This is a genomic window from Paraburkholderia sp. NPDC080076, assembly GCF_050281145.1.
Lineage (GTDB): Bacteria > Pseudomonadota > Gammaproteobacteria > Burkholderiales > Burkholderiaceae > Paraburkholderia.
The window spans coordinates 300,603-324,913 of the sequence record NZ_JBNNWQ010000002.1; the positions used below are offsets into that span (position 1 = coordinate 300,603).

23 protein-coding genes are annotated in these 24,311 nt (G+C 63.2%); 8 read left to right on the forward strand and 15 right to left on the reverse strand.

Annotation, left to right across the window (positions count from 1 at the left end):
- Nucleotides 1–13: 13 nt before the first annotated feature.
- The 5 genes from aqpZ to ACQKRQ_RS08715 all read right to left on the reverse strand — a co-directional run bounded on the left by aqpZ (nucleotide 14) and on the right by ACQKRQ_RS08715 (nucleotide 4,945).
- Nucleotides 14–760, reverse strand: a complete 747-nt coding sequence (gene aqpZ, locus ACQKRQ_RS08695; protein WP_427476397.1) for an aquaporin Z — start codon at nucleotides 758–760, stop codon at nucleotides 14–16.
- A gap of 250 nt (nucleotides 761–1,010) precedes the next feature.
- Nucleotides 1,011–1,655 (reverse strand): response regulator, encoded by a 645-nt coding sequence (locus tag ACQKRQ_RS08700; RefSeq protein ID WP_408178302.1) that lies wholly within the window; start codon nucleotides 1,653–1,655, stop codon nucleotides 1,011–1,013.
- A gap of 122 nt (nucleotides 1,656–1,777) precedes the next feature.
- Nucleotides 1,778–2,470, reverse strand: a complete 693-nt coding sequence (locus ACQKRQ_RS08705) for a response regulator (RefSeq protein WP_408178301.1) — start codon at nucleotides 2,468–2,470, stop codon at nucleotides 1,778–1,780.
- Between the two features lie 140 nt (nucleotides 2,471–2,610).
- Complete coding sequence (locus ACQKRQ_RS08710; protein ID WP_427477153.1) at nucleotides 2,611–3,315, reverse strand: response regulator; 705 nt, start codon at nucleotides 3,313–3,315, stop codon at nucleotides 2,611–2,613.
- Nucleotides 3,316–3,628: 313 nt separating this feature from the next.
- Nucleotides 3,629–4,945, reverse strand: coding sequence for an MFS transporter (locus ACQKRQ_RS08715; protein WP_427476400.1), 1,317 nt, complete (start codon nucleotides 4,943–4,945; stop codon nucleotides 3,629–3,631).
- Nucleotides 4,946–5,040: 95 nt separating this feature from the next.
- On the opposite strand from ACQKRQ_RS08715, the gene ACQKRQ_RS08720 reads away from it, so the two are divergent.
- The 7 genes from ACQKRQ_RS08720 to ACQKRQ_RS08750 all read left to right on the forward strand — a co-directional run bounded on the left by ACQKRQ_RS08720 (nucleotide 5,041) and on the right by ACQKRQ_RS08750 (nucleotide 11,706).
- Complete coding sequence (locus tag ACQKRQ_RS08720) at nucleotides 5,041–5,928, forward strand: LysR family transcriptional regulator (protein ID WP_408431784.1); 888 nt, start codon at nucleotides 5,041–5,043, stop codon at nucleotides 5,926–5,928.
- Nucleotides 5,929–6,413: 485 nt separating this feature from the next.
- Complete coding sequence (locus tag ACQKRQ_RS08725) at nucleotides 6,414–7,130, forward strand: c-type cytochrome (RefSeq protein ID WP_427476402.1); 717 nt, start codon at nucleotides 6,414–6,416, stop codon at nucleotides 7,128–7,130.
- Nucleotides 7,127–8,512 carry a c-type cytochrome gene (locus ACQKRQ_RS08730; protein WP_427476403.1) on the forward strand — a complete coding sequence of 462 codons (1,386 nt, stop codon included), beginning with the start codon at nucleotides 7,127–7,129 and terminating at the stop codon, nucleotides 8,510–8,512. The genes ACQKRQ_RS08725 and ACQKRQ_RS08730 overlap by 4 nt, the downstream gene beginning before the upstream one ends.
- Nucleotides 8,513–8,536: 24 nt before the next feature.
- Nucleotides 8,537–8,713 (forward strand): hypothetical protein, encoded by a 177-nt coding sequence (locus tag ACQKRQ_RS08735; RefSeq protein WP_165923876.1) that lies wholly within the window; start codon nucleotides 8,537–8,539, stop codon nucleotides 8,711–8,713.
- A 2-nt stretch (nucleotides 8,714–8,715) separates the two neighbouring features.
- The gene (locus ACQKRQ_RS08740; protein ID WP_408213182.1) at nucleotides 8,716–9,288 is read left to right on the forward strand and encodes a cytochrome C oxidase subunit II; all 573 of its coding nucleotides are present in this window, start codon (nucleotides 8,716–8,718) and stop codon (nucleotides 9,286–9,288) included.
- Nucleotides 9,275–10,900 carry a b(o/a)3-type cytochrome-c oxidase subunit 1 gene (locus ACQKRQ_RS08745; RefSeq protein ID WP_427476406.1) on the forward strand — a complete coding sequence of 542 codons (1,626 nt, stop codon included), beginning with the start codon at nucleotides 9,275–9,277 and terminating at the stop codon, nucleotides 10,898–10,900. Before ACQKRQ_RS08740 ends, ACQKRQ_RS08745 begins: the two co-directional genes overlap by 14 nt.
- Nucleotides 10,897–11,706 (forward strand): c-type cytochrome, encoded by an 810-nt coding sequence (locus ACQKRQ_RS08750; RefSeq protein ID WP_132376095.1) that lies wholly within the window; start codon nucleotides 10,897–10,899, stop codon nucleotides 11,704–11,706. Before ACQKRQ_RS08745 ends, ACQKRQ_RS08750 begins: the two co-directional genes overlap by 4 nt.
- Before the next feature lie 72 nt (nucleotides 11,707–11,778).
- On the opposite strand, the gene ACQKRQ_RS08755 is transcribed toward ACQKRQ_RS08750, so the two are convergent.
- Nucleotides 11,779–13,428: a methyl-accepting chemotaxis protein gene (locus ACQKRQ_RS08755; RefSeq protein WP_427476408.1), complete on the reverse strand. Its 1,650-nt coding sequence runs from the start codon at nucleotides 13,426–13,428 to the stop codon at nucleotides 11,779–11,781.
- A gap of 299 nt (nucleotides 13,429–13,727) precedes the next feature.
- Here ACQKRQ_RS08755 and ACQKRQ_RS08760 point away from each other — a divergent pair, with 299 nt between their 5' ends.
- Entirely contained in the window at nucleotides 13,728–14,528 is an 801-nt protein-coding gene (locus tag ACQKRQ_RS08760; RefSeq protein ID WP_132376097.1) for a DUF4239 domain-containing protein, read from the forward strand.
- Between the two features lie 13 nt (nucleotides 14,529–14,541).
- Here ACQKRQ_RS08760 and ACQKRQ_RS08765 read toward each other — a convergent pair whose 3' ends face one another.
- The 9 genes from ACQKRQ_RS08765 to ACQKRQ_RS08805 all read right to left on the reverse strand — a co-directional run bounded on the left by ACQKRQ_RS08765 (nucleotide 14,542) and on the right by ACQKRQ_RS08805 (nucleotide 24,259).
- On the reverse strand, nucleotides 14,542–15,354 hold the full coding sequence (locus ACQKRQ_RS08765; protein ID WP_427476410.1) for an HpcH/HpaI aldolase/citrate lyase family protein: 813 nt from the start codon (nucleotides 15,352–15,354) through the stop codon (nucleotides 14,542–14,544).
- Nucleotides 15,355–15,388: 34 nt separating this feature from the next.
- Nucleotides 15,389–16,141, reverse strand: a complete 753-nt coding sequence (locus ACQKRQ_RS08770) for a GntR family transcriptional regulator (RefSeq protein WP_012431680.1) — start codon at nucleotides 16,139–16,141, stop codon at nucleotides 15,389–15,391.
- A gap of 46 nt (nucleotides 16,142–16,187) precedes the next feature.
- Entirely contained in the window at nucleotides 16,188–17,378 is a 1,191-nt protein-coding gene (locus ACQKRQ_RS08775) for a CaiB/BaiF CoA transferase family protein (protein ID WP_427476412.1), read from the reverse strand.
- Complete coding sequence (locus ACQKRQ_RS08780; protein ID WP_427476413.1) at nucleotides 17,375–18,538, reverse strand: acyl-CoA dehydrogenase family protein; 1,164 nt, start codon at nucleotides 18,536–18,538, stop codon at nucleotides 17,375–17,377. Before ACQKRQ_RS08780 ends, ACQKRQ_RS08775 begins: the two co-directional genes overlap by 4 nt.
- A 10-nt stretch (nucleotides 18,539–18,548) precedes the next feature.
- Nucleotides 18,549–19,961 (reverse strand): MmgE/PrpD family protein, encoded by a 1,413-nt coding sequence (locus tag ACQKRQ_RS08785; RefSeq protein WP_427476414.1) that lies wholly within the window; start codon nucleotides 19,959–19,961, stop codon nucleotides 18,549–18,551.
- Between the two features lie 6 nt (nucleotides 19,962–19,967).
- Complete coding sequence (locus tag ACQKRQ_RS08790) at nucleotides 19,968–21,374, reverse strand: MFS transporter (RefSeq protein ID WP_427476416.1); 1,407 nt, start codon at nucleotides 21,372–21,374, stop codon at nucleotides 19,968–19,970.
- 168 nt (nucleotides 21,375–21,542) lie between these two features.
- Entirely contained in the window at nucleotides 21,543–22,043 is a 501-nt protein-coding gene (locus ACQKRQ_RS08795) for a MaoC family dehydratase (RefSeq protein ID WP_132376103.1), read from the reverse strand.
- A 352-nt stretch (nucleotides 22,044–22,395) separates the two neighbouring features.
- On the reverse strand, nucleotides 22,396–22,935 hold the full coding sequence (locus tag ACQKRQ_RS08800; RefSeq protein WP_012431674.1) for a single-stranded DNA-binding protein: 540 nt from the start codon (nucleotides 22,933–22,935) through the stop codon (nucleotides 22,396–22,398).
- Nucleotides 22,936–23,071: 136 nt separating this feature from the next.
- The gene (locus ACQKRQ_RS08805; RefSeq protein WP_165923877.1) at nucleotides 23,072–24,259 is read right to left on the reverse strand and encodes an MFS transporter; all 1,188 of its coding nucleotides are present in this window, start codon (nucleotides 24,257–24,259) and stop codon (nucleotides 23,072–23,074) included.
- Between the last annotated feature and the right edge of the window lie 52 nt (nucleotides 24,260–24,311).

Consider the following 24,311-nt stretch of genomic DNA (forward strand, 5'->3'; position numbering starts at 1 on the left):
CACCCGGCGACGCTCAGGCAACTTCGCCACGCCCGCCGGCGAGCGTCGCGGCAGCGTGGTCGGCCTTGCCGTGCAGAAACGAGAACAGCACACCGGCCATCACCCCGCCTGACAGAGGCGCAGCCCAGAACAGCCACAGCTGGTCCAGCGCCCAATCGCCGACGAGCAATGCCTGGGCCGTGGAGCGGGCGGGATTCACCGAGCCATTGGTAACCGGGATCGACACGAGATAGACCAGCACCAGACAGGCACCGACTACCAGCGGCGCGATCGACGCCATGTCTTGCCGGCGGGCGATCAACAGGCTGGCCGTGACGAAGCCGAAGGACAGCACGAACTCGATGGCCAGCGCTGAATGCATCTGATAGTCGGCCGGAGAATGGTCGCCGAAGCCATTTGCCGCGAACTCGCTCGCGCCAAGATCGAACCCGGGACGGCCGCCCGCCACGTAAAGAAGTAGCGCGGCGGCCGCGATCGCGCCGAGAATCTGCGAGGCAATGTAGGGAAGCAGATCCCTGACCGGAAAACGTTGCGCGACAGTGAAGCCCACTGTGACAGCGGGATTGAAATGACCGCCGGACACGCCGCCGAAACAGTAAGTGGCCGTGGCGAGCGCGAGACCGAACGCCAACGCCACCTCCAGCACGCCACCTGCCTGCTGGACCGCACCGACGTTCAACACAATGCTGCCGCAGCCGACGAACACGAGCCACGCCGTTCCAACACCCTCGACCAACAACCGCTTACCTAACGCATCCATGCCGCCTCCTGAATCTGCTCCCAGGCAGACGGCATCGCACGATTGCCATCAGACATCTGCCTGAATTCTCTCGGCCCGGGAATCGCTCAGCTTGACGAAATGATCGATTTCGTCAGGAGAGTACGGAATAAGCCGTAGTGAATTCAGAACTATGAGACGCCAACGTCCCGCAACCAATCAGAAGACTCCTAAATTTCTGGTTCGCCAAAATCATCCGCCGACGGCGCAATGCAATATTGCTCGCCAGCTGTCAGGCCAATCCGATCTGCCGCGCATAGCCGATCAGGTCAGCTTCCGTTTCCAGCCCGAGCTTGCGCATCGCACTACGTTTCTGGGTACTGATGGTCTTGCCGCTGCGCTGCAAACGTACCGCGATTTCATGGACGGCAAGGCCTTGCACATAAAGCTGAAAGACTTCCCACTCGCGCGCGCTCAGCATGCCGGCGCGCAACTGCAACGGCGTGTCGGCCGCCTCCATCGCAACACGCGCGTGTTGCGACAGATAGACGCGCCCGGCAAACGCTGCCTCGATCGCATCGATCAACGCCGTGACGGTCTCGCGTTTATCGACGATGCCGCCCACGCCGATATGCAGAAGACCGGACAGCATGTGAGCGTGGCAGATCATGGTGAGGACGACGACGCAAGGACGCGACTGGCCCCGCAACAGACGGCGCAGAAACGACACCGCGTTGCTGCCGCCATGAATGCCGGGCATGTTGATATCGGAAACGACGACGTCGCACGCGCAGGCGTCGAGTAGTTCCGCCAGTCCGTGAGTGTCGGCCGCCTCGCCGACACATTCGATGTGCGGCGCGGCTTGCAACACGCGCTTGACGCCGACGCGAACGCAGTCGTGATCGTCTGCGATGATGACGCGGATCTTCTGTCTCATTTTCTATTGTCTTATCGATTGGTATGCCCTGCACACGATGTGCTTCCCCGGGCATGCCAATACATCTTCTATTCGTCGCGCGACGGCGCGACGGCGCGACACGTGGCCGACTTATCACCGGCTCATTGCCGCTTCGGCACGCGCTCCTCAGGAATCACACCGTACTCCACGGCGAAGCGAAACAGTTCCGCGTCGCTGTGCAGGGCCAGCTTGCGCATAGCCGTGCACTTCTGCGCGCTGATCGTTTTGACGCTGCGTTCCAGACGCGCGGCGATCTCGGTGACGCCATACCCTGACGCATATTGGGTGAACACTTCGAGTTCGCGGCGCGAGAGAATCTTCCGGACGTAATCGAGCCGCTGGGTCGCCGATGCGTCGGCGATCAATGCGCGCACCGCCGGCCCGACATAGCACTCGCGTGCCAGCGCCGTGATGACGGCCACATGGATCAGGTCGATCCGGTCCCGCTTGCTCACCAGCCCCTCGACGCCGAGCGAAATGACCTTTTGAAGTTCGGCCGCCTCGGTTTCCATGGTGAGCACGACGAGCGCGATGTCGGGGTAGCGCGTCTTGAACTGCCTGACGACTTCCAGTCCGCTGCCATCCGAACCGCCCGGCATGTAGAGGTCCATGAGCACGAGGTCGCATGAACCGCGATCGACTTCTGCGAAGAGTTCGGTGGCGTCGGCTGCACGGCCGACGATCTCCATATTCGGATAGCCGCTTATCAGGTTTTCGATTGCCAGCAGCACCAGTGGATGATCGTCCGCGATGATCGCGCGAACGGGTGTGCTTACCTCAGCGGTGTCGCGCATCTTCTACTTCTCCTCCGTACCTTGAATGATTGCCGCCCTCTTTCGTCAACCCTGCTCCTGTCACGATGATTAAATATTTTCGCGAGAATAAACATAAGATCGGTCCGAAACAACCTCAGTCAATTCAAAAAGTAAATTGCTTAGATATGCGATTCAAAATTAAGAATCCCATAAGCGCGCACATAAGAGAAAAGACCGGGATCGTTGGTGACACCGAGTTTGGCCATCGCTTCGCGTTTTTGCCGCGTGACCGTGCGACGATCGCAGCCGAGCACCGCAGCAATGTCCGATATCGACTGGCCACTTACCAGCAGCCTGACGACTGCGGCCTGTTTGCCGGTTAAACGTGGCACCGGCGGTTGTTCGCACTCGGGATCTTGTGGTTGCGCCAGCGCTTCGATGATGGAACGGCCGAGATAGGTTTCTCCGTGCCGAGCTGCGAGAATCGCTTGCCAGAGCTCGTCCATCGACTCCGCCTTGCCGACCATGCTCACGGCGCCGTCCGACACAATCGCGCGAAGAATCGCGGCGTTTGCCAGAGTTGTCATCACCACGACGCGCAATTGCGGCCAGCCGGTTCGGATTCGTCGCACGAGGTTCAGGCCGTCGTCGATGGCGAATGAGTGTTCCGGCATCGCGAGATCGGTGACGAGCACATCGCAGGGCGTGCTCCGCAGGCGTTCTATTAGCGAAAAGGGATTCGTCGCCTCGTCGACGACAGTCACGCCGGCATGCATTTCCAGCGCGGCGCGGATGCCAAGGATAACGAAGGGATGATCGTCCGCCAGGATAATTCGAAGATTCACTGGGATTGTCTCTCGTTTGTTGTAGGAGTGAATGCGCATACGCAGAAAAATCTGAACCACTCTGCACATGCTTTAACGGCCCCTCGGCAACGCTCAATGTGCCAAGGCGCCCATAAAATCACCGCCACAACTTCACGAAAATCGGAGCGCTCCGAATCCTACAGAGAAACTAATAGTCCATTGCGGATTGATTAGAAATAGAAAACATAATTACGCGGAATGGATATTGTCGAGTTTCTCGAGCGGCGCATTTTCGCCGGAAACTCAACGACTCGACCATTCATCGCAGAAGTTTCGGCACGGTGCGCCGTATCGCCCGCAGCATCGTCGACAACGGGCACCGTGATCCATATCAAGTTGCATCGCAAGCGCGCGCGGCGCTCACCTTGCCTTCACGCGCCGCGCGCGGAAACACCGGCAATGCGATCAATGCGCACACGCTGGCCACGGCCCACACCATCGGCCACGAACCGACCGACAACAGCGGCGGAATCGCCAGCGGCGTCAGGAACAGCGTAAGAAACACACAGGTGTTGCCGATCGCCAGCGCAGTGCCCGCGCGGCTCGTCCCTGCCAGCGTGGCGAGTTCCGTGAAGGCCACGCCGTGCCAGGCCGACGCGCTCACGCCGCCCACCACGACCATTAGTGCGAACACCGCGGTCATCGCCGCGTGATGCATGCCGGCGAGACCCGTCAGCAACGCGAGCGATGCGAACAGTACCGCGGTCAGCAGACTACAGGCGCGCATGTAAGCCCGGCGATTGCCGCGCCGGTCAGTCCAACCGCCGCTCCAGACCCGCGCGATCGCGGCACCCGTTTGCACCGCGGCCATGGTCACGCTGATCGCCAGCACGCCGGCGCGGCTGAAGTCGTGAAGAAACACCGTGCCGAACGTCACAACGGCAAGTTGTGGCACGCACAGCGCGCCGGCGCCGAGCGCCACGCGCCAGATGCCGATGTCACGCAACGGCGAGACCCTGGCGGGCACGCCGCTCGCAGCCGCCGTGTCGCGCACCTCACGCGCGCCGTCCGCCTCGATATGGGAAGGTTCGTGCAACCAGCGCCACGCGAACACCGCGGTGATCGCGCACGCTAGCGCCAGCACGGTATAGGCGCTCGCAAAGCCGAAACGCGACGCGAGCACCGGCAGCAGCAATGCGCCAAGGCCGCCGCCTGCGGGCACCGCGGTCTGGCGAATACTCATGGCCAGACCGCGCTCACCCTCGCGAAACCAGGCCATCACCGCACGGCCGCTCGATCCGTTCACGCTGCCGCCGAGCAACCCCACCAGCAACAGGCCGAGCGCGAGCATCGTCACGCTCGGGACATGCGCACCGGACGGCACGACGAACAGCGCCAGACCGGCCAGCGCGGCCGCGGTCGAAAGCAGTCCGAGCAGCAAGACGCGCCGGTCGCCCCAGCGGTCGGTCAGCAGCCCCCACGGCAATTCGCTGACCGCGATGCCGAGGCCGAGCATGCCGAGCACGAGGCCTAGCCCGTCATTGCCCAGGTGATAGCCGGAGCGCAAGAACACCGCCGTCGTCGGAATCCCGGAGAACGCCGCCGAAAAACTCGCGTTGGCGGCGAACCCGACTCCCAACACCTTCCACCGATGACTTGCCGTTCGGCCGCCGGATAACCCTAAGCCCGCAATTGATTCGCTTCCCATGACACCCTCCGCAAAGAATCTAGGGGTATCCTACGGCTGAGGCTTCCATCGGAAAAGCCGGAAAAGTAGATGACTTCCATCGGATATGCCGAATCATGAGCCAACGCGGATTTGACCTGACGCAGTTGCGGACCTTCGTCGCCGTCGCCGAATCGGGCAGCGTCTCGGCGGGCGCCGAGCGCGTGTTCCTGTCGCAGTCCTCGGTCAGCGAACAGTTGAAGAAACTGGAGGAGCGCGCCGGCCAGCCGCTTTTCGTGCGCAGCAAGCAGGGCGTGAGCGCCACGCCCGCCGGCAGCCGGCTGCTCGAGCACGCGCGGCGCATCATCGCGATGAGCGAAGCCGCGTTCGAAGACCTGCAAGGCCGCTCGCTCGACGGCGAGTTGCGCATCGCCATCACGGACTACTACCGCCCGCACGACATCGCGCGCATTCTCAAGACGTTCTCGGAACAGCACCCACGTCTGAAGCTGCACGTCACCGTGCTGCCGAGCGCGGTGATCGACAGCAATGCGGGCGACGATGCGTCGTTCGACATCGGTCTCTCGCTGCGGCTCGTCACGGACAACACGCGCGCCGCGAGCCGGCGCACCGGCGCGCAAAGCACGGTTGTGCGCCGCGAAAAACTGCTGTGGGTCAGCGCGGCCGATTCAAGTCCACGGCCGGCCACGCCCTATCCACTCGTATTGCTGCCGTCGAGCTGCCAGTTGCAGCGTTTCGTCGTGAAGCTGCTGGACGAGCACAAGGTACCGTATGTGGTGTCGCATTCCGCTTCCGGCGTAGCCGGCCTGCAACTCGCGCTGAAGGCCGGGCTGGGTATTTCCTGCCTGAACGAATCGTCGATTGGCGGCGGTGTCGTGGCCTGTCCCGCAAGCGTCGGTTTGCCCGCGTTGCCCGCCGTGGAATTTCATCTCTTGCCTGGGCGAATCGGCGAAACCGAACTGGTCAGCAACGCTCGCACGGCCTTGATGCGGCTCTTCAGTTGACTCATGGAAGATGGGCTCACGCCGTCTCATGGAAGCCCGAGGCTGATCATCAAAAGATCACATTCGCGCGATAGCGTCGACACACGAGGCGATTCGCAATGGAAATGTTGAAAGCCCCTTGGTCGACGCCTATCATGATCAGGTGTCCCGTCGAATGAGCTTTTGTTTGCTATTGACGCGTCGACTAATTTCCTGCAACCTCGTACACGCTGCTGAACGTTTCAAGCGTCAATTCCCGCAGCCCGAAACCGCCACCCGCAGGCGCATTCAGGCCGATCATTGTTTTAGCAAAGCAATCGCATCGCCGTAGCGAATCATCACTCGCCATCCAGAATAAGTCCGTTTCGATTTGCTGTTCTTGCAGTCGTTACACAAGAAAAACCGGCAGAGTTGACATGCGTCATCCGTCGGCTTCATAAGCGAATCCACGTGAGAATGCGCGAGAGATAATCGAGAACAAAGAACGTTCCCAATCGAGGCCTGGCGTGCATCGTCGAACTATCGGATCGTCGGTTCTGTTTGTGCTTTACGTCATGTGGAGCGGTGCGGCGCTTGCCGCCACCGAGGCGTCCGGCGCCATGCCCTCGGCCATGGACGAGCGCGTGCGCGCCTGCACCTCATGTCATGGCGTGCAGGGCCAGGGCCTGAACAACGATTACTTTCCGCGGATTGCCGGCAAACCGGCCGACTACCTGTTCAATCAGTTGACCGCGTTCCGCGACGGCGGCCGCACCTATCCGCCGATGGGTTACCTCCTCGCCTTCCTGCCCGACGACTATCTGCGCAAGATCAGCCAGTATTTCGCCGATCTGCAACCGCCCTACCCCAACGCCGATCAAAGCAACGTCGCACCCGCCGTGCTCGCCGCCGGACAGCGCCTCGTCACACAGGGCGACCCCGCCCGCAAGATACCGGCGTGCATCGCTTGCCATGGCGCGCGCATGACCGGCACGCAGCCGGGCATTCCCGGCCTGCTCGGTCTGCACGCGAGTTATATCGCCGGGCAGATGGGCACCTGGCGTTCGGGCACGCGGCACGCGCTCGCGCCGGACTGCATGCACTCGATCGCGGTCAAGCTGACCGACAAGGACATCACCGCGGTATCGAACTGGCTCGCGCGCCAACCACGTCCGGCCGATCCGCGGCCCGCGCCGGCCTCCACGGAGCGGCTGCCTCTCGCCTGCGGGAGCCAACCGCAATGAAGCCGACACTTCGCACTTTGGGCTACTTCCGCGCAGTGCGCGCCGCTTTGATCCTCGCGATGAAGGGCCGTCGCGTGCCGGCGTCGCTCGTATCCAGTCTGCTGATTGGCGGCCTGATCGTGGCCGGCAGCGCGGCGCTTCTGCGCGCATCGCCCACGCCCCTGCTGATCGCCGAAGCACGCGCCGCTGAAACCACCACGGCGTCCGCGCCGGGCGCCGACACGCGTCCCGACATCGTCAAACGCGGCGAGTATCTGGCGCGCGCCGGCGACTGCGTCGCCTGTCACACGGCGCCGCGCGGCAAACTGTTCGCCGGCGGCCTCGCGATGGAAACGCCGTTCGGCACGCTGTATTCGCCGAACATCACACCGGACGCCCAGTATGGCATCGGCACCTGGAGTCAGGAGGCGTTCTTCAACATGATGCGCACCGGCCGCACGCCGGACGGCACACTGATCTACCCTGCGATGCCGATCGCGCAATACACGAAGGTCACGCGCGAAGACTCGGATGCGATCTTCGCCTATCTGAAGACGGTCGCGCCGGTACGTGAGCCGAATCACAAACACACGCTGCGCTTCCCGTTCAACCAGCGCAAGCTGCTGTACGGCTGGCGCACGCTGTATTTCCGCGAGGGCGAGTTCCAGCCCGATCCGACCAAATCGGTCGAATGGAACCGCGGCGCATATCTGGTCGAAGGGCTCGGGCACTGCACCATGTGCCACACCAAGATCAACATGCTCGGCGGCTCGTCGCAGAGCGAGCAGTTCGCGGGCGGCCTGATTCCGGTGCAGAACTGGTACGCGCCGTCGCTGACCTCGGACAAGGACGGCGGCCTCGGCGACTGGAGCATCAAGGACATCGTCGATCTGCTGCAAGCGGGCATTTCCGATCGCGGTGCAGTGTACGGTCCGATGGCCGAAGTCACGTATCACAGCCTCCAGTACATGACGGAAGAAGACGTCAAGGCAATGGCCGTCTATCTGAAGACCTTGCCGGACAAGAGCGGCCGCAAGTCCGGGCCGTCTGCGCCGACCAACACCAACGTGTTCGCGCTCGGCGAAAAAATCTACGCCGACAAGTGCGCGCTCTGCCACGGCGCGAAGGGCGAAGGAAAGTTGCAGCATTACCCGCCGCTCGCGGGCAACCAGTCGATCGAAATGGACTCCGCGGTCAACCCGATCCGCATCGTGCTCAACGGCGGATTCCCGCCGGGCACCATGCGCAATCCGGAACCGTACGGCATGCCGCCTTTCGGCCAGGAACTGAACGACACCGACGCCGCTGCCGTGGTTACCTATATCCGCACTGCGTGGGGCAATCACGGCCAGCCCGTGACATCCCGCGAGGTCAACGAGTTGCGCAAGGCGCCGCTGCACTGAAACGCCGCACTGGAGAACTTCTAGATGGAAGCGAACGATACCCGCAGCGCGACCCCGCCTACGGATGACGAAGTGGAACGCGTCGTCGCGGCCGGCCCGCACGGCGCGATCGCCGTGGCCGGTGTCGCCACGCTGATCGTGATGGCGATCTGGTTCGGCTTCTACTTCGTCGTGTTTCTGCCGCGCGGCGTCGTTCACTGATCATGTCGACCGATTCCAATCATCAACCGGGCGGCGGCCACGCGGTCGCGCTACGCGCCGAGCGACGCTGGGCCATCTTCGCCGTCGCGCTGATCGTGCTGATGCTGGCGGTCATCGTGTTCTCCGGGCTGCATTGGGCGATGATGCCGCCCTCGCGCGTCGAGACAATCGATCCGTCGCGCCTGCAGCTGTCAGGCGAATTCGTCGAAGACAATCTCGGCAGCGCGGTCGAACCGGACGGCTCGGTGGTGGTGCGCTTCATCGCGCAACAGTACTCGTTCACGCCGCAATGTCTGCTGGTGCCCGCCGACACGCCGATCACGATCCGCACCACCAGCGCCGATGTCGTGCACGGCCTGCTCGTCACCGACACCAACATCAACACGATGGTCGTGCCCGGCTATGTCGCCACGCTCAATACGCGTTTCGACACGCCCGCCGATCACACCATGCCGTGCCACGAGTTCTGCGGCTTCGGCCACCAGACCATGTGGGCGCACGTGAAAGTCATCGACAAAGCCACCTTCTTCGAGCAAGCCCGACAATCACGGAGGCTGAGCTGTGTTTCACGCTAAGCGACTCGTTCTCGCGCATTTCTGGCTCGCCTTCATTGCGTTTCTGATCGCGCTGCTGCTCGGCGCCTGGCAGATGCTGGTGCGCAGCCCGCTCGTGCCATGGGTCGGCGACCCCGAGCTCTACTATCGTTCGGTGACCGCGCACGGCTCGGTGATGGCGTACGTACTGCCCACGCTGGTGTCGATGGGCTTCGGCTACGCGATCGTCGAACTCGCGCTCGCGCAGCGTCTCGTCGGTCTCAAATGGGCATGGGCCGCGTTCATCATGCTGGCGGTCGGCGCGGTGATGGCGATGGTGCCGGTGGCGCTGGGCCAGGCATCGGTGCTCTACACCTTCTATCCGCCGATGATCGGTAGTCCGTTCTATTACCTCGGCGTGGTGCTGGTGGTGGTCGGCTCGTGGATCTGGGTCGCGCTGATGCACGTGAACCTGCGCATCTGGAAGCGCGCCAATCCCGGCAAGCCGGTGCCGCTCGCGATGTTCGCCAACGTGGCGGGCGCGTATCTGTGGGCATGGACCGCCGTCGGCGCGGCGCTGGAGATCCTGTTCCAGATCCTGCCGGTCGCGTTCGGCCTCACCAACACGATCGACGCCGGCCTCTCGCGCATCCTGTTCTCGTGGACGCTGCACGCGATCGTCTATTTCTGGCTGATTCCCGCTTATATCGCCTACTACACGCTGGTGCCGCGCGCGATCGGCGGACGGCTCTATAGCGATTCGATGGCGCGCGTGTCCTTCATCCTGTTCCTCGTCTTCGCGATGCCGATCGGCATCCACCATCTGTTCGCCGATCCGCAGGTCGGCTCCGGCTTCAAGTTCCTGCATGCGGTGTTCACCGGCATGGTGTCGGTGCCGACGCTGCTGACGGTGTTCACGATTTGCGCGTCGGTCGAAATCGCCGGCAGATTGCGCGGCGGCAAGGGCGCGTTCGGCTGGCTCACCGCCCTGCCCTGGCAGAACCCGATGATGCTCGTGATCGCGTTTTCGTTCGTAATGCTCGGTCTCGGCGGCGCGGGTGGATTGATCAACATGAGTTACCAGTTGAACTCGACCGTGCACAACACCCAGTGGGTGACGGGGCATTTCCATCTGATCTTCGGTGGCGCGATCGTCATCATGTACTTCGCGATCGCCTATGAACTGTGGCCGCAACTGACTGGCCGCGCGATTACATCGGTGAAGCTGGTGCGCTGGCAACTGTGGCTATGGTTCATCGGCATGATGGTGGTGACGCTGCCGTGGCACTACGTCGGCCTGCTCGGTGCGCCGCGCCGCATGGCCTATTACGATTACAACGCTCTCGGCTTGCAGTCGCAGGCGTTCTGGGTCGGCATGTCGGCGGTCGGCGGATTGATCCTCGTGGTGTCCGGCGTGCTGTTCATCTACATCCTGGCGAAGTCGCAATTCGGTCCGGTGGTTGAGCAACAAAGCTTCCGCTTTGCGAGCGCGGCGCAGCCGGTGGTGCGCGTGCCGGCCGCGCTCAATAGCTTCGGGTTATGGGTGGCGCTGATGATCGGACTCACGGTCGTCAACTACAGTGTGCCGATCGTGCAGTTGCTCAGATTGCCGCAGACGTCCGTGCCGGCAGTCGTCGTCGGAGCGCAGCGATGAATCAGGAACGCGTCTTCAGCTTGCGCAACCCTTGGTTCACGGTGAGCGTGGGCGGCATCATTGCGATTGCCGTCGTATCGATACTGATCGGCTTCATCTGGCTGCCTTCGGCGAACAGCGCGTTCGCCGGACGCGGCTTGTGGGCGACGATCTGCAGCGCCGCCGGTGCGCCGTCGAGCTGGTACGGCGGCGCCAATCTCACTGGTCCGGCGCCTAGCGACGTGGTGGTCTTGCCGCCGTTACGGCGCGCGCGGGCCGACGCGAATTCGATCGGCCGCGGCGCGACGATCGCGACGCAAAATTGCTCGATGTGTCACGGCGTACTCGGCACGGTGCAGGTCACGGCGCCCGCGTTGGCCGGGCAATATGCCGACGTGATCTATAAAGAGTTGCGCGACTACCAGAACGGCGTGCGTCAGAACGCGATCATGCAGCCGATCATCGCCGCGCGCAGCGATCAGGATCTGCATGATCTGGCGGCTTACTACGCGTCGCTGCCGAGAGCGCCCGCGGCGGAGACGCTGCCCACCGGCGTGGGACCGGATGCGAATGCGGTGAAGCTTGCCATGCAGGGCGATCCGCAGCGCAATATCGCGCCTTGCGCCGCCTGTCACGGGCAACTCGATCGCAAGGGCGCGGCGCCGTGGCTGGGCGGACAGTCGTCGATTTATCTCGCGGCGCAGATGCGCGCCTTTGCTTCCGGCGCGCGGCATAACGACATCAATGAGCAGATGCGCAACGTGGCGCGGCAAATGACGCCGGCCGAGATCGACAGCGTCGCCAAATACTATGCGGCCATGCAGTAACGGCCGCTTTGTCAGCGCGGCGCCGTTTGTCCCGAAGAGTCAGCGCGCCACCGTGCGAAACATCCGCCGATATCAAGCCGTTGCAAACCCGTTGGCATCGGCCGTCTTCGGTGCGGCGATCGAACCGCTACGCCGCCCGGCAAACGAAGACGAAGACGCTGCATCGCTCCCCGTCTGGAACACCGACACCGCGGACGTCAGCCGCCGCGCCTGCTCTTCCAGCGAACTCGCGGCCGCCGCGGCCTGCTCCACCAGCGCGGCGTTTTGCTGCGTCACCTCGTCCATCTGCGCGACCGCGAGATTGACCTGATCGATGCCCGTACTCTGCTCGAGCGCGGCCGCCGCGATTTCACCCATGATCGCACTCACACGCGCAATCGCGTCCACGATCTCGGTCATTGTCGAGCCCGAGCGTTGAACCAGTTGCGAGCCGGCCTGCACCCGCGCGGTCGACTCGTCGATCAAGCCCTTGATCTCCTTGGCCGCTGCCGCGCTGCGTTGCGCGAGCGAGCGCACTTCGCTCGCCACCACTGCGAAACCGCGGCCCTGCTCACCGGCGCGCGCGGCTTCGACTGCCGCGTTCAGCGCCAGAATATTGGTCTGAAACGCGATGCCTTCGATCACGCCGACAATGTCGGCAATCCGCCGCGAATCGTCGACGATGCCATGCATCGTGCCCACCACCTGCTCCGTCAGATCGCCGCCTTGTGCCGCAAGGGTGGATGCGCCCTGCGCGAGCGAGCTGGCCTGTTTCGCGTTGTCCGCCGTTTGCTTGACCGTCGAGGTGAGCTGTTCGATGCTCGCCGCCGTTTCTTCGAGCGACGCGGCCTGTTCCTCGGTACGTTGCGACAGATCGGTGTTGCCTGCGGCGATCTCGCTCACGCCGGTGTCGATGGATTCCGTGCCTTGACGCACCGAGTTCACCGTCGTAATCAGCGATTCCTGCATCTTGCGCAACGCGGCCGCGAGACGGCCCATTTCGTTATTGCTGGCCACGACGATCTGGCCGGTCAGGTCGCCGTTGGCGATGCGCTGAAACTGCGCGATGGTGGCGTCGACCGGACGGACGATCGCGCGCACCAGCACCGCGCGGCCGATCCACGCTCCCAGCAGCGACGCGACAATGCCGATCGCCACCGCGATGCAGATCGCATAGAACAGATCCTGCGCGTCCTGATAGCGTTGCGCGCCGTGATCGAGCTGCAACTGTTCGAGCGCGAGCATCGCCTTTTCGTACGCGCTGTAGAGCGACGGCAGCTTGTGAGCCTGCAATTGCTGGAAGGTCGTCTTGTCGCCGGACTTGAGCGCGGCGAGAGCCGGATCGACGCCTTCGTGCAGGAAGGTGTCGCGCTTGTCCTGCATGTCCTTGATGAGACGCTGTTCGTCGGCGTCCGCGCTCGCGCGGCTCACATAGTGGGCAAGACGGTCATTGGAAGCTTTCTGGTACTGATCAAAACGCTTGAGCACGGCATTCGCGCCGTCCTGGTCGTTCAGATCGACGAGCGATGCGTACGTCGCCAGCGCGAGGCGCAGGCGCAGCAACTGTCCGGCGCTGCCTTCGAGGTCGGCGACAGCCGGCGTATCGACGGTGTACATCTGTTGCAGCGAAGCGTTGCTCGAGCGCAGCGACAGCAAGCCGGCGGCGGCGCCGAACAGCAGCACGACGCCGAAGAACAGGATCATCAGGGTAAGGCAGGTGCGAATCGACAGATTTTTCAACATCGGGCTTGTCTCCGTTGGGCTGCCTGACCGAATGTTCAGTGAAAGCCTCGGCCACGCGTGCTGCGCCCAAGCCCGTTCGGCCAGGTCCGCAACTCTTGTATAAATTTAAGCGAACGCCACATATAAGGACTACGGCTTAATAACGAAAAACTTTATGGTTGATGGCGCATGTGCTTGCGATACATCAACATACGAGCGCATATGAAGGGTGATTAGCGCCGGGCGTTGCGGGACTACCCGGGTTCTCGGCGGGCTGCCGTTGATGGAAAGTGTCGGGGATGTGTCTACGGAGCATTGCGATGTCGGAAGTGGGCTCGGCTCTGCTGGTATTCGTTCTATTGCTCGCCGCGACCGGAGTCGGCGTGTGGGTGCGCCCGCTGCTGCCTGAAGAGCACAAGGCGCATGAGACGGTGCAGTTGATCCAGCTGGTGATCGGCATGCTGGTGACGTTCGCCGCGTTGGTACTCGGCTTGATGACGGCGTCCGCGAAGTCCAGCTTCGACACGGTCTCGAACGATTTGCGCACCTACGCGGCCGATCTGATCGAGTTCGACACGACCCTGCGGGAATACGGTACGGACACCGATTCAGCCCGGCACCTGTTGAGCCAGTACACCGCTGCGGCGATTGCATCGACGTGGCCCGCCGAAACGCCGCCCACCGGCGCATATCCGAAGGACATCGGAACGCAGGACAACTCGCAGAAACTGGAGAACGTGCGGCTCGGCGACATGCTGACCGCCGTGGGCCGTGAATTGCGGACACTGCGGGCGCACGATCCGTTACAGCAACGCGCGCTCGATGACGGGTTGAAACAATACCGGCGCGTCGTGGACGCGCGGTGGAAGATCATCGAGGAAGCGCACAGCTCGATTTCCCAGCCGTTCTTCAAGACGCTGACGTTCTGGCTGGGTGTGATCTTTCTGAGTTTCGGCTTGATCGCGCCGCGCAACGCGCTGGCGCTGGTCACGATTTCGCTGGGCGCGGTGTCGATTGCTTCAGCGATCTATGTGATCGTCGATCTGGATACGCCGTTTACGGGCCCGATTGTCATCTCCAGTGCGCCTATGCGGGATGCTCTGGACCATTTGAGACGGTGAACACCACACAGCATCACCGGATGCGCGCGTCGAACTCCGCAATCCGCTTCGCCCGCTCGATGACCGGCCGGTCGACCAGTTTGCCATCCACCGCGAACGCCCCTTCCGGATGCTCGCGAGAAGCCGCCAAAACGCGCGCCGCCCAGCGGCGCTCGTCCTCGCTCGGTGCGAAGCCGCTGTTGACCGGTTCCACCTGTCTCGGATGAATGCACAGCTTGCCGCCAAAGCCGAAGCGCCGCGCGGTGGCCACATGCCCGGCCAGGCGCGCGAGATCGTCGAGCTCCAGTGTCACCCCGTCGATCGGCGCGGGCAGGCCCGCATAGCGCGATTCGATCACCATCTGCGAGCGCACGTAGTCCAGTTCGACGCCGAGTCCTTCGATGCCGGCATCGCCGCAAAAATCCACCGTGCCGAAGGCGAGCCGCATGACCGACGGCGCGCCGGCAATCTCCCGCATCGCCACCACGCCCGCCACGGTTTCGATGAGCGCCACGATTCGGATCCGCGACGGCAGCCGCGCGGCGACATCGGCGAGTTGCTGCGCGCTGTCCGACTTCGGCAGCATCATCGAGCAAACGCCGGACGCGCGCACCATGTCGACGTCGTCGACATGCCACGGCGTGCCCACCGCATTCACGCGGACCATCAGCCGCGCAGGGTCCGCGGTCGACAGCCAGCGTTGCAGGCCCTCGCGCGCGGCTTGCTTGGCCGCCGGCGCGACCGCGTCTTCGAGATCGATCACCACCGCGTCGGCGCCGCTGTCGAGCGCCTTCGTGAAGCGCTCGGGGCGGTCGCCCGGCACGAACAGATAACTGCGTGCGTCCATCCTGTTCTCCTGAACGGCACGCTTCGCGATGATGCTAGTTCGCGTGCCAGTCGCGTTGAAACGTTTCGGAATAGCTGTAGCGATCCGCCGGATGCACGCTGATGGTCAGCTCGACCACCTGCGCACGCCGGTTCAGATAGCGGCGGCACAACCACAGCGCGGGCGAGCGCGGCTTCGCGTTCAAACGCTGCGCCAGCTTCGCCGGCAACGCGACCGCGCGGATTTCCTGCTGCACTTCGGCGATCTGCTCACCGAACTGCTTTTCGATCATCGTGTAGATCGGCACGTGCGTCCGGCCGCTCAGGCCCGTCAATGAGCGAAACGCGGGGTGGATATACACCTCGGTGTGGCAGATCGGTTCGACACTCTCCGGCGACAGGCGAATACCCTCGGCCAGCAGCCAGGTTTCGCCCGGCTTTGCGCCGAGCCGCTCGATCAGATCCGGGTCGTCGATCTCGACAGTCTGCGTCGACGCGATCTCCAATTCCGTGTCGGTCGTATAACGGTGCAGATCGCTCAGGCGCTCCATCACCTGACGGTACGCGGTTTCGCTTTGCGTGGCTTTCACGCGGGTGCCGATGCCGGGCCGCCGGTCCACCAGACCACGCTGCTCGAGTTGCTTGATCGCCTGCCGCACCGTGAAGCGGCTCGCGCCGAACTGCTCGCACAGCTCGAACTCGGTCGGCAGCAACGTGCCGATGGGAAACTGCCCGCCCTGAATCTCGTTCAGGAGCGTCTGTGCCAGTTGCATGTAGCGCGGCTGTTGCCCGAGGACTGTCGTGGCCATCTGGATGTGCAAAAAAGTGAAAGGGCGGACGGTTGCCCGCCCGGCCTTATTGCACCACACCCGCCTCCCTCAGCAAAGCGATCCTTTCCGCGCCGTAGCCCAGTTCGTCGAGCAAACGCTGCGTGTCCTGCCCGAGATCCGGCGCGGCGCGCGTCGGCAGGGGCTCGTCGATCCGCACCGGCGCGGCCACGCCGCGTACCTTGCCGAAGCGCGGGTGCTCGGCGTCCACCACGCATTCGCGTTCGGCGACGAAGGGATTCTCCAGCGCCTCCTTGACGTTGAACACCGGCGCGGCCGGCACGCGGCCGCCGAAGCGTTCGAGCCATTGCGCCGTGGTGGCGGTCGAGAGTACTGCGTCGAGTTCGGTCTGCACCAGCTCGCGATTCGCGAGGCGCGCCTGGAAGTTGCAAAAGCGCGGATCGGTTACCCACGATGGTTTGTCGATCACTTCGGCGAGCACGCCCCAGAACTTCTCTTTGTTGCACATCAGGAAGATCCAGCCGTCCTGCGTCTTGTACAACTGACTCGGCGTGAGCGACGGATGCGACGAGCGGTTCTCGCGCCCCGTCACCACGCCGCCGTTCAGATACCACGTCGCGACATAGGCGAGGTTATGCAGCGCGACGTCGAAGAGACTCACGTCGATATCGCGTCCTTTGCCCGAGGTCTTCGCATCCACGAGACCGGCGAGCAGCGCCATCGCCGCGGTCGTGCCGGTCATCAAGTCGATGATCGACAAGCCGAAGCGCGCCGGCGGGCTATCAGGCTCGCCCGTGACCGACAGATAGCCGGCCTCGGCTTGCATCAGATAGTCGTAGCCCGGCCATGCCGCGCGGCTGCCGCTGCGTCCGTACGCGGACAGATGCCCGCACACGATCTTCGGATTCGCCTCGCAAAGCTGCGCGTAAGTGAGCCCGAGTTTCGCTGGCAGATCGCCGCGCAGATTGTTGAACACGGCGTCGCTCTTCGCGACGAGGTCCAGCAGCACCGCGCGCGCTTCGGGCTTCTTCAGGTCGAGCGTCAGACTGCACTTGTTGCGATTGAAGGCTTCGAAGAAGTGACTATCCCCTTCGCCGAAGAAATATGGGCCGACCGCGCGGCCGACGTCGCCGCCGTTGCTCGGATGCTCGATCTTGATGATCTCCGCGCCGAGGTCCGCGAGATGCTGGGTGGCGAAAGGCCCGGCGCCATATTGTTCGATGGCGAGCACGCGCACACCGGTAAGGGGCAAGCTCATACCGGACTCCTTTCGATCAACTGTTTGGCGATGATGATGCGTTGCATCTCGTTAGTGCCTTCGCCGATCGTGAGAAGCGGTGCGTCGCGATACAGGCGCTCGACGTTGTATTCCTTCGAGTAGCCGTACGCGCCGTGAATGCGCATGGCCTCGATGCTGTTTTCCAACGCGGCTTCGGTCGCGAAGTATTTCGCCATGCCCGCCTCCATGTCGCAGCGTTCGCCGCGGTCGTACTTCTTCGCGGCGGCGTCGACCAGCAGGCGGCCCGCTTCGACACGCGTCGCCATCTCGCCAAGCTTCAACTGGATCGCCTGGTGCTCACAGATCGGCTTGCCGAAGGTTTTGCGCTGCTGCGAGTAGCTGACCGATTCATCGAGCGCGGCTTGGGCGACGCCGACGCCGCGCGCAGCGACGTTGATGCGGCCGAGTTCGAGCCCGCCGAGTATCTGCTGCAGGCCCTTTCCTTCCACGCCGCCAATCAATGCATCCGTCGATACGTGAAAGTCATTGAACGACAACTCACAGGTATCGATGCCTTTGTAGCCGAGCTTTTCGAGTTGCCGGCTGACCTCGAACCCCGGCCCTTTCTGCACCAGCAACAAACTCATCCCACGATGACGCGGCTGCGCGGTCGTATCCGTCTTCACCAGCAGCGCCAGCGTGTTGCCGTGCTTGCTGTTGGTGATCCACGTCTTGTTGCCGTTCACGACATACTCGTCGCCGACGCGTTTGGCGGTCGTGCGAATGGCCTGCAGATCGGTGCCGCAATCGGGCTCGGTGAGACCGATGCCGCCGCGCCATTCGCCGGTGGCGAACTTCGGCAGATATTTGCTTTTCTGCTCGGGCGTGCCGTTGCGTTGCACCAGCATCGCGAGAATCAGATGCGAATTGATGATGCCGCTCACCGACATCCACACCCGCGAGATGCGCGCAATGATCTGCGCGTAGGTCCGGGTCGACAGACCCAACCCGCCATACTCGGGATCGATGATGCAGCCGAATAGCCCCATCTCCTTCATCTTCTCGACGATCTCCGCCGGGTAGATATCGTCGTGATCGAACTTGTGGACGTAAGGACGCACCTCGGTTTCGAGAAAGCGGTCCAGCATGTCGAGAATCAGTTGATCGTTTTCCAGCGTGTCGAGTTCGGTTGCGGTCATGATGACGTCCTTAGGATGCGGTGTGTCCGGCAAGCGTGTCCGCGAACGCGCGGGCCGGCCGTTCGTCGAGTTGCAATACGGCTTGGGCAATCTGTTCGGCGGCGCTGCGCGAGACGCTGCGCTGCGCGTTCGCGTAGAACTTGGCGACGATGTCGTCGTTGCTGACGGGCCGATCCGCGCAGCCGCGATTGATCGCCTCGCAATGCGCGACGCGCGAGCCGTCGCTGCGTTCCACCACGACCTCGCCGGTGTAGTGGCGCGGGAATGTCGTGTCGGGATCGATTTCGTAATCGACTTTTTTGGCGAGTGCCAAGACCGCCGGATCGGCAAGCGCGGCAGGTTCGAGTTCGTCGAGCGTGAAGCGGCCCTTGAGCAACGCGGTGGCGACGATGTACGGCACGCTGAATTGCGCGTCGTAGGCGGTCACAGGTTTGCGCTTTGCGTCGACCGGTTCGCACACGATCTCGACCGTGCCGCGCGGCACTTTGGCGATCACACGTTTGATCGAATCGAGCTTTTCTGCCGAGAAGCGATGCTCGCGATGCAGCGCGATCGCCGCGTCGGCGACTGCATGCGTGAAGTGACACGCCGGCAGCGGTTTGATTGCGACTTCGTCGATCTGCCACGTACTGCCGAGGCCTTCGGTGGCGAGCTGACGATCAGCCGCGTCGAGCGGCTTGCCGAGGTGGCTAGCGTATAAACCGAAGCGCCCTTCGTAAGCCAAACGCGGCCCGGTGAAACCGTGCTTCGCGAGCGTCGCGGCGGTGATGCCCGAGGCCGCCGCGAAACCGGGATGGGCGCGCTTGGTCCACGCGCCGTCTTCGAGGAATTCGAGGCTGCCGGCCGCCATCGACAGAACGATGCCTTGTGCGTGCGCCATGCGGGCTTCGTCGAGTTGCAGCAAACGCGACGCGGCAACCGCGCAACCGAACGCGCCGACTAGACCCGTCGGATGAAACCCGGCGTCGTGGAATCCGCCCTTGGCCGCCGATGCCACGCGCGTCGACACTTCCATTGCGACGATGTACGCAGCCAGCAAGTCCGCGCCGTTCAGCCCGTCGCGGTCGGCGAGCGCGAGCACGCACGGCAATGCGCTGGTGGTCGAGTGAATGACGCCGCGTGAATGCGTGTCGTCGAAGTCGAGTCCGTGAATCAGCACGCCGTTCATCATCGCCGAGTCGCGCAAGGCGAGCCGCCGGCCGTAACCGATCACCGGCGAGGCGCCGCTGCCGAGCTCGGAGAAAGCAGCGAGCGAGACATCCGCATACGGATAACCACGCGACGCGAACGCAATGCCGACAGCGTCGAGAATCAGATGCTTGGCGCGCGTCTGCACGGCGCGCGGCACGTCGCGCAATTGCAGGCCCAGGCCGAAGTGCGCGTACTGATCGGACAGCGTGACGGAGGAATCGAGTGAAGTCATGGGTTTTTAACCTTGCTGGGTGGCGGGTAGCGAATCAGAGTTGGGGTCGAGGCTCGGCGAGATCCGCTCGAGCGCATGCTGATTGGTTTCCACTCGCAGCAGCAGAATGCCGAACACCAGCAATGCGAGGATGCCGCTCACCATGGCCAGCACGCCGGACACGCCGAACGAGTTGTAGAGCAGCACCGCGAGATACGGCGTGGTCATCGAGGCGGCACGGCCACATACACCTGCCGTGCCGGTGCCGCGCAGACGTAATTCGGTCGGAAAGAGTTCGGGGATATAGGCAAACAGACCAAGCGTGGTCACCGTGTAGATGCAGGTGATCAACACGAACCCGACGCTGCTGATCGCCCAGCCCGCATGCATGTTCGGATAGATGAAGCCGACCACGATCGTGGCGATCGCGAAAATCACGAGGCCACGCGCCCGGCCGATGCGGTCCGCACAGAAGAAGCCGACCAATGCGCCGCCCGGCGCGCCGAACGCCATCAGCGTGGTGAAGCCTAGCGATTGCACGATGGTGAGGCCTTCCTTGACGAAGAAGGTCGGCAGCCACGCAACAAAGCCGTACACCGAAATATTCACGGCGACCGCCGTGAGAATGGCGACCAGCGTGCGGCCGAGCATGGCCTGTGAAAACAGGGCGGAGAACGGCGCTTTCGGCACTTCGAGACTTTCGGTGCGTTCGACCGGCGGCAACGGACCTTTCTGACGCTGGACCTCGTGCTCGATGGCGGCGACAGTGGCCTCGGCTTCTTCGCTGCGTCCGACCGATTCGAGCCAGCGCGGCGACTCCGGCATCCGGTGCCGCAGCACCCACACGATGATCGCGCCGACGCCGGCAATCGCGAACATATAGCGCCAGCCCAGATGCGGAATCACGACGTAGCCCACCGCCGTCGAGACCAGCAAACCGGAATTGATGATGAGCGCGAGCAGAGCGGTCCAGCGTCCGCGCGATGCGGGCGGGATGAATTCGCACAGGGTGCCCGCCGCGACCACCAGTTCGGCGCCGAGGCCGACGCCCATGATCAGCCGCAGCACGATCAGCCACATCATGTTCGGCACGAAGCACGCGGCTATCGACGCGAGGCCGAAGATCAGCAGGTTGGTCTGGTACGACGAGCGGCGGCCGAAGCGGTCGCCGAGATAGCCGGCAAACCCCGCGCCGATCAGCATGCCGAGAAACGTCACCGAGATGAAAAGCGCGTTCAGCTTCAGATCCGAAAAGCCCGCTTTCACCATCGCGCCGAGCGCGCCGGCGGCGAGATAGATGTCGAAGGCGTCGAGAAAGGCGCCCGCGCTGATGAGCCCGAGAACCTTCCAGTGAAAGGACGCGATGGGCAGGCGATCGAGTCGCGCGCCCGAGTTGACGATACCGATAGCCACCTTTGTCTCCTTGGTGTGCATGCGGCCGCGCTAACGCTCGCCGCATCGTGACGCCTGTTCGGGCGTCGCCGGAATCCGCGCGCTGGCTGCTCTTGACGGCAGGTGGGCGCTGTTTTGCTGCTTGTCGTTCTCAGAGTGTGCGGGTCTTCGACCCGAACACGCGGCGGTGTGCGCCGGACGACGCGTCAATCAATCGCCGACACCGTGCCCACGTGCCGGCACCAGGGCGCTGCGCACGAAATCCATGATCGGCGTGCCGTCCTGCTTGAACGCGCGGGTTTGCACGGTGACGATGCCCTGCCCCGGACGCGACTTCGATTCGCGCTTTTCGAGCACTTCGGATTCCGCATAGATCGTATCGCCGCAAAACACCGGGCCGGTCAGACGAATCTCTTTCCAGCCGAGATTGGCGATGGCCTTGCCGCTGACGTCGTTCACCGACAGACCCAGCACCACGGCAACCGTCAGACCGCTATTGACGAGCAGGCGGCCGAACTCGCTTTTGGCCGCGTAGGCGGCGTCGCAGTGCATCGGATGGAAATTCATCGTCAGCAGCGAGAAGTGGATGTTGTCGGCTTCGGTAATAGTGCGCCCTGGCCGGTGTTCGTAGATATCGCCCACCTGAAAATCTTCGAGGTAGCGGCCGTAGCTGGCGCGAATGCGCGTTTTGACTGCGACGTCGGACTCCATGCCTGTCTCCTGTCGACCAGAGTTGGCGCTTTCGCGCCTTACTCTGGTCCCATGCAACTTGGTTGCGGTTTCCGAGTGACTTATCGGTCTTTGTTACTTTGTCCGTACAAAGTGTGATTCGAGTATTGTCGGCGGACGGGTGAATGTCAAGGCGACATTCCTGGAAAGGCCGATGATTGGCGGCAAATGCGCCGCTGAGGCACGCCAGGACTCATGACCAGGTTTATCCCTGGCCTGTGGTCAGAGGTGGGGCGCGACGTGTTGTCGGCTGAACTGTCTTATGGATGCGCCAATAAAAAACCCCGCTGGTTGAGCGGGGTTTTTTGCATCGATTCGGTGCGAGTGCGGATGATTAAAACGGAATATCGTCATCCATCTCATCGAACCCGCCGCCGGCCGGCGCGCTCGGACGGCTTGCACCACCACCGCCGCCACCGCTGCCACCACGCGCACCACCGCCCGACACCGCGCGGCCGCCACCACCGCCACCGCCGCTGCGCTCCGACGGTTCGCCACGGCTGTAGCCGCCTTCGTCGCCACCGCCGCCCATCGAACCGCCACGGCCACCCAGCATCTGCATCTGCTCGGCGACGATTTCCGTCGAGTAACGGTCGGTGCCGTCTTGCGCCTGCCACTTACGGGTGCGGATGCGCCCTTCCAGATAGACCGACGAGCCCTTCTTCAGATATTCGGACACGATTTCCGCGAGGCGGCCGAAGAACGACACGCGGTGCCATTCGGTCGCTTCCTTCATTTCGCCGGACGCCTTGTCCTTGTACCGATCCGTCGTTGCAAGGCGGATGTTCGCCACTGCGTCGCCGCTCGGAAGATAACGGACTTCCGGATCGGCTCCGAGATTGCCGACGAGAATGACCTTGTTCACGGATGCCATGAGTTTCTCCTGTTGATTCCGTTACGGGCGGCGCGGCAATACACGTTTTCGCGTTTCAGGGCCGGCAGGCCCGAGACCGGAACTGCGCCTCTGCCCGCCGCCGGGTGAGTTCTGGGTGTGTTCGGGATGCGCCGTATTACGCTTTGCGCGGCGGCTGTTTCATCTGTGCGGCGATTATAAGCCAGCACAAGACGAGCCCCGAACACGTAAAAAAGACAGCGCTCTGACCATCCACTTTCAGCAGCCAACCGCCGACCACTCCGCCCAGCGCAAGACCGATCGACTGCGTGGTGTTGTACACGCCTGCGGCCGCGCCCTTGCGGGTGCCGGGCGCCAGTTTCGACACCAGCGAAGGCTGCGAAGCCTCAAGAATATTGAAGCCCAAAAAGTACACAAAAAGAATCGCCGCCACACTCAGAATCGTATGCGGAGCGACGCCCAATAACAACTGTCCGATCAGGATAAGGCCAATCGCGGACAGCAGCACGATCTTCATTTTGCCGCGCTTTTCGGCGGCGATGATCGCGGGCACCATCATCACGAACGAGAGGCCCATGACCGGCAAATACACTTTCCAGTGCGACGCGACCGGCAGGCCGCCGGCTTCGAGAATGCGCGGCACGACGAGAAACAGCGCGGTTTGCGTGGCATGCAGCACCAGCACGCCGAAGTTAAGACGCAGCAACTCGACGTTGTGCAGCACTTCGGCGAACGGCGCGCGTACGTGCACCGGCTTCGGCGCATCGGGCACGATCCACAGCACCACGCCGATCGCCAGAATCGAGAAGATGCCGACGAGCGTAAACAGCCCGCTCATGCCGACCCACTGGAACACGATAGGCGCACCGACAATCGCCACCGCGAACGACACGCCGATGCTGCCGCCCACCATCGCCATCGCCTTGGTGCGATGTTCCTCGGCGGTCAGGTCGGCGATAAACGCGATCACCGCCGACGACACCGCACCCATGCCCTGAATCACCCGCCCGACGATGATCCACGTCATGTCGTGCGCGCCCGCCGCCACGAAGCTGCCGAGCGCGAAAATCAGCAGACCGGTCGCAATGACCGGTTTGCGTCCGACCTTGTCGGAGACCCAGCCATAAAAGATGTACAGCATGGATTGCGTCACGCCGTACGCGCCGAGCGCGATCCCCACCAGCAGCACGTTATCGCCGCCGGGGATGGTCTTCGCGTAGATCGAGAACACCGGCATGATCATGAAGAGACCGAGCATGCGCAGCGCGAAGATCGCGGCAAGCGACACGGTCGCGCGCAGTTCAGGCGCGCTCATGCGTGAGGAGGTGGCAGACGGATTGGACATCGGGAGCGTTCGTTGATTGAGCTGGGCGGCACACCGCGGGCGGGCACAGCGG

Coding starts and splice junctions, on each gene's coding strand:
- ACQKRQ_RS08710 (WP_427477153.1), bottom strand. CDS start 3,315: ATGCGCATTCACTCCTACAACAAACGAGAGACAATCCCAGTGAATCTT.
- ACQKRQ_RS08755 (WP_427476408.1), bottom strand. CDS start 13,428: ATGTTGAAAAATCTGTCGATTCGCACCTGCCTTACCCTGATGATCCTG.
- ACQKRQ_RS08740 (WP_408213182.1), top strand. CDS start 8,716: ATGTCGACCGATTCCAATCATCAACCGGGCGGCGGCCACGCGGTCGCG.
- ACQKRQ_RS08790 (WP_427476416.1), bottom strand. CDS start 21,374: ATGCACACCAAGGAGACAAAGGTGGCTATCGGTATCGTCAACTCGGGC.
- ACQKRQ_RS08805 (WP_165923877.1), bottom strand. CDS start 24,259: ATGTCCAATCCGTCTGCCACCTCCTCACGCATGAGCGCGCCTGAACTG.
- ACQKRQ_RS08795 (WP_132376103.1), bottom strand. CDS start 22,043: ATGGAGTCCGACGTCGCAGTCAAAACGCGCATTCGCGCCAGCTACGGC.
- ACQKRQ_RS08720 (WP_408431784.1), top strand. CDS start 5,041: ATGAGCCAACGCGGATTTGACCTGACGCAGTTGCGGACCTTCGTCGCC.
- ACQKRQ_RS08775 (WP_427476412.1), bottom strand. CDS start 17,378: ATGAGCTTGCCCCTTACCGGTGTGCGCGTGCTCGCCATCGAACAATAT.
- ACQKRQ_RS08730 (WP_427476403.1), top strand. CDS start 7,127: ATGAAGCCGACACTTCGCACTTTGGGCTACTTCCGCGCAGTGCGCGCC.
- ACQKRQ_RS08735 (WP_165923876.1), top strand. CDS start 8,537: ATGGAAGCGAACGATACCCGCAGCGCGACCCCGCCTACGGATGACGAA.
- aqpZ (WP_427476397.1), bottom strand. CDS start 760: ATGGATGCGTTAGGTAAGCGGTTGTTGGTCGAGGGTGTTGGAACGGCG.
- ACQKRQ_RS08715 (WP_427476400.1), bottom strand. CDS start 4,945: ATGGGAAGCGAATCAATTGCGGGCTTAGGGTTATCCGGCGGCCGAACG.
- ACQKRQ_RS08705 (WP_408178301.1), bottom strand. CDS start 2,470: ATGCGCGACACCGCTGAGGTAAGCACACCCGTTCGCGCGATCATCGCG.
- ACQKRQ_RS08785 (WP_427476414.1), bottom strand. CDS start 19,961: ATGACTTCACTCGATTCCTCCGTCACGCTGTCCGATCAGTACGCGCAC.
- ACQKRQ_RS08760 (WP_132376097.1), top strand. CDS start 13,728: ATGTCGGAAGTGGGCTCGGCTCTGCTGGTATTCGTTCTATTGCTCGCC.
- ACQKRQ_RS08700 (WP_408178302.1), bottom strand. CDS start 1,655: ATGAGACAGAAGATCCGCGTCATCATCGCAGACGATCACGACTGCGTT.
- ACQKRQ_RS08770 (WP_012431680.1), bottom strand. CDS start 16,141: ATGGCCACGACAGTCCTCGGGCAACAGCCGCGCTACATGCAACTGGCA.
- ACQKRQ_RS08750 (WP_132376095.1), top strand. CDS start 10,897: ATGAATCAGGAACGCGTCTTCAGCTTGCGCAACCCTTGGTTCACGGTG.
- ACQKRQ_RS08780 (WP_427476413.1), bottom strand. CDS start 18,538: ATGACCGCAACCGAACTCGACACGCTGGAAAACGATCAACTGATTCTC.
- ACQKRQ_RS08765 (WP_427476410.1), bottom strand. CDS start 15,354: ATGGACGCACGCAGTTATCTGTTCGTGCCGGGCGACCGCCCCGAGCGC.
- ACQKRQ_RS08800 (WP_012431674.1), bottom strand. CDS start 22,935: ATGGCATCCGTGAACAAGGTCATTCTCGTCGGCAATCTCGGAGCCGAT.